This is a genomic window from Streptomyces sp., assembly GCF_050698815.1.
In the GTDB taxonomy this organism is placed as follows: domain Bacteria; phylum Actinomycetota; class Actinomycetes; order Streptomycetales; family Streptomycetaceae; genus Streptomyces.
The window spans coordinates 1-3,299 of the sequence record NZ_JBOHCV010000211.1; the positions used below are offsets into that span (position 1 = coordinate 1).

The 3,299-nt window shown below is 69.8% G+C and carries 2 protein-coding genes; both read right to left on the bottom strand.

Features of this window, described 5'->3' with window-relative positions; genetic code table 11:
* Positions 1-23 precede the first annotated feature (23 nt).
* A complete protein-coding gene (locus ACRDP3_RS07955) occupies positions 24-1,469 on the bottom strand; it encodes an amino acid permease (protein WP_431516139.1) in 1,446 nt (481 codons plus the stop codon).
* A 125-nt stretch (positions 1,470-1,594) separates the two neighbouring features.
* A complete protein-coding gene (locus tag ACRDP3_RS07960; RefSeq protein WP_431516140.1) occupies positions 1,595-3,199 on the bottom strand; it encodes a phytoene desaturase family protein in 1,605 nt (534 codons plus the stop codon).
* Between the last annotated feature and the right edge of the window lie 100 nt (positions 3,200-3,299).

Here is a 3,299-nt window from a genome sequence, read left to right on the forward strand (position 1 = left end):
CTCCCTCACTCATGCGGGCGACGCTACTTCACGTCGCCCCCGCTCTGCGGCGGCTGCTCCTGCTGGGCGAGTTCGGAGCGCCGGTAGGAGTAACCGAAGTAGATGACCAGACCGATGATGAGCCAGACCCCGAAGCGCAGCCACGTCTCCCACGCCAGGAAAGTGGTCAGCCAGAGCGAGAAGATCACGCCCAGGGCGGGAACCACCGGCATGCCGGGAGTGCGGAAGGTGCGAGGCAGATCCGGGCGCCGGTAACGCAGCACGATCACCGCGACGCAGACCACGACGAAGGCCAGGAGGATGCCGATGTTGGTGAGTTCGGCCACCTCCTCGATGGGCAGGAAGCCCGCGATCCCCGCGGAGGCGATGCCCACGATCCAGGTGACGCGGGTGGGTACGTGGCGCGTGGGGTGGGTCTTGGCGAACCACTTGGGCAGCAGGCCGTCGCGGCTCATCGAGAACCAGACCCGTGTGACGCCGAGCATGAAGGTGAACATCACGGTGAGGATGCCGATGATGGCGCCGACCGCGATGATGTCGGCGATGCCGGCCAGGCCAACGGACTTGAAGGCGCTGGAGAAGCCGCTCTCCTTGTCGATCTCGGTGAAGTTCTGCATCCCCGTCAGCACGAGGCAGGCGAGCACGTACAGCACCATCGAGATCGCCAGCGAGTAGATGATCGCCTTGGGCATGTGGCGCTGTGAGTCCTTGGATTCCTCGGCCGCCGTGCTCATCGCGTCGTAGCCGAAGACGGCGAAGAAGACCGTGGCGGCGCCGGCGAAGGCGCCGGAGACACCGAAGGGGAAGAAGGGCTCGTAGTTGGCGGACCGGACGTGGAAGAAGCCCACCACGATCACGATCAGGACGACCAGCACCTTCAGCACGACCACGACGGTCTCGAAGCGGGCCGCGCTCTTGATGCCGCGGTTGAGCAGATAGGCGATCAGCAGGCACAGCACCGCCGCGAACAGGTCCACGCGGTGGCCTTCGCCGGTGCCCGGCGCGCCCAGCATCCAGGCGGGCAGTTCAGCGCCCGCCTCCGCCACCAGGAAGGAGAAATACCCGGAGATGCCGATGGCGACGACGGCGACGATCGCGGTGTACTCCAGCAGCAGGTCCCAGCCGATGAACCAGCCGCCGAGTTCACCGAGGACCGCGTAGCCGTAGGTGTAAGCGGAGCCCGCCTTCGGGATGAGGCCCGCGAACTCGGCGTAGGAGAGGGCCGCTGCGGCGCTGGCGATGCCGGCGATGAGGAAGGAGACCAGCACGGCGGGACCGGCCTTGCCGTTGGCGACGGTGCCCGCGAGGGTGAAGATTCCCGCGCCGATGATGCCGCCGACACCGATGGCGGTGAGCTGCCACAGGCCCAGGACGCGGGTCAGCTGCTCACCCGAACCACCTTCGGCCTCCTCGATGTGCTCGATGGGCTTACGGCGCAGTACGCCCTGTGCACTCCAGAGCCCGGCCATGGGATCCCTCCCTGGGAGCGATGATGCCTGCGGCGCCCACGGGCGAGGGCACCGGTCGGTGGGTCATCATGGCGTGCGGCGCGGCCGGGGGGAAGACGCCGCGCGGCATGCCCTGTTACTCGTCGTTACTCGTCGGCCTCCAGCACCGCCATGGCCGCGTTGTGTCCGGCGATACCGCTCACTCCCCCGCCGCGCACCGCTCCCGCGCCGCAGAGCAGCACGTTGGAGTGGGCGGTCGATACACCCCAACGTCCGGTGTGTTCACCGGCGTACGGGAAGGACAGGTCGCCGTGGAAGATGTGGCCGCCGGGCAGCCGCAGTTCGCGCGCCAGGTCCTGTGGGCTCTTCGCCTCGATGCAGGGCCTGCCCTCGGCGTCGTGGGCCAGGCAGTCGGCGACCGGCTCGGCCAGGTGGGTGTCGAACTCGGCGAGGGTGTCGGCGAGCGCCCTGTCGCGCTGCGCGTCGGTGTCTGGGGTGCCGCCGCTGCCGGGGGTGCCGCCGGCGAAGGACTCCGCGGGCGTGAGCAGTCCGAAGAGGGTGAGCGTCTGACAGCCCCGCTGGGCGAGTTCGGGGCCGAGGATGGAGGGGTCGGTGAGGGAGTGGCAGTACAGCTCGGAGGGCGGGACCCGGGGCATCGCGCCGTCCTGGGCCTGGCGGTGGGCGTCCGCCAACTGCTCGTACCCCTCGGCGACATGGAAGGTACCGGCGAAGGCTTCCCGCGGGTCGACGGCGGTGTCCTTCAGCCGCGGCAGCCGGTTCAGCAGCATGTTGACCTTCAGCTGCGAGCCCGCGGCGGGTACGGATCCGGGCGCGGGCTCCTCACCGAGCAGTCCGGCGAGTGTTTCGGGGGAGGCGTTCACCAGGACCCGGCGGGCCGGCACAGTGCCCTCCCGCTCCGCGGTGCGGTAGTGGACCTCGGCGGTCTCGCCGTCGGTGTCGATGCCGTACACCTCGTGTCCGGTGCGGATGCGGGCGCCGGCGGCGCGGGCCGCGTCGGCGAGGGCGTCGGTCAGCGCGCCCATGCCGCCGACCGGCACGTCCCAGTCGCCGGTGCCGCCCCCGATGACGTGATACAGGAAGCACCGGTTCTGCAGCAGCGACGGGTCGTGGGCGTGGCTGAAGGTGCCGATGAGTCCGTCCGTCAGCACCACGCCCCGGACGAGGTCGTCCGTGAAGCGTTCCTCGATGGTCTCGCCGAGCGGGCGTTCGAAGAGCGCCTGCCAGGCGGCGTCCTCGCCCACGCGCTCCCGCAACTCCGCGCGGGTGGGCAGCGGTTCGGTCAGGGTGGGGAAGACGCGCCGCGCCACCCGCTGGGTCATCGCGTAGAAGCTCTCCCACGCTTCGAACTCCCGCTCCCCTCCGGTGAGTCGGGCGAAGGATTCCCTGGTACGGGCGGTACCGCCGCCCACGAACAGACCGGTGGCCCGGCCGTCGCGCACGGTGGGGGTGTAGGAGGAGACACCGCGCTTGCGCACGGCGAAGCGCAGTCCGAGATCGTCGATGATCTGCTGCGGCAGCAGGCTCACCAGGTAGGAGTAGCGCGAGAGACGCGCGTCGATCCCGTCGAAGGGCCGGGTGGAGACAGCGGCGCCGCCCGTTCGGTCCAGTCGCTCCAGCACCAGGACACTGCGTCCGGCGCGGGCGAGATAGGCGGCGGCGACAAGGCCGTTGTGGCCGCCTCCGACGATGACGGCGTCGTAGGAGGTGGCGTCGTGTGGGGCGGCAGGCATGCTACTTCGTAGCACGCCGACGGCTCCTGGTACACGCTCATTCGTCGAGATCGGGTTCCAGAGCGACGTCCATGTCGGGAACGCCGGCTCGATCCCGCCT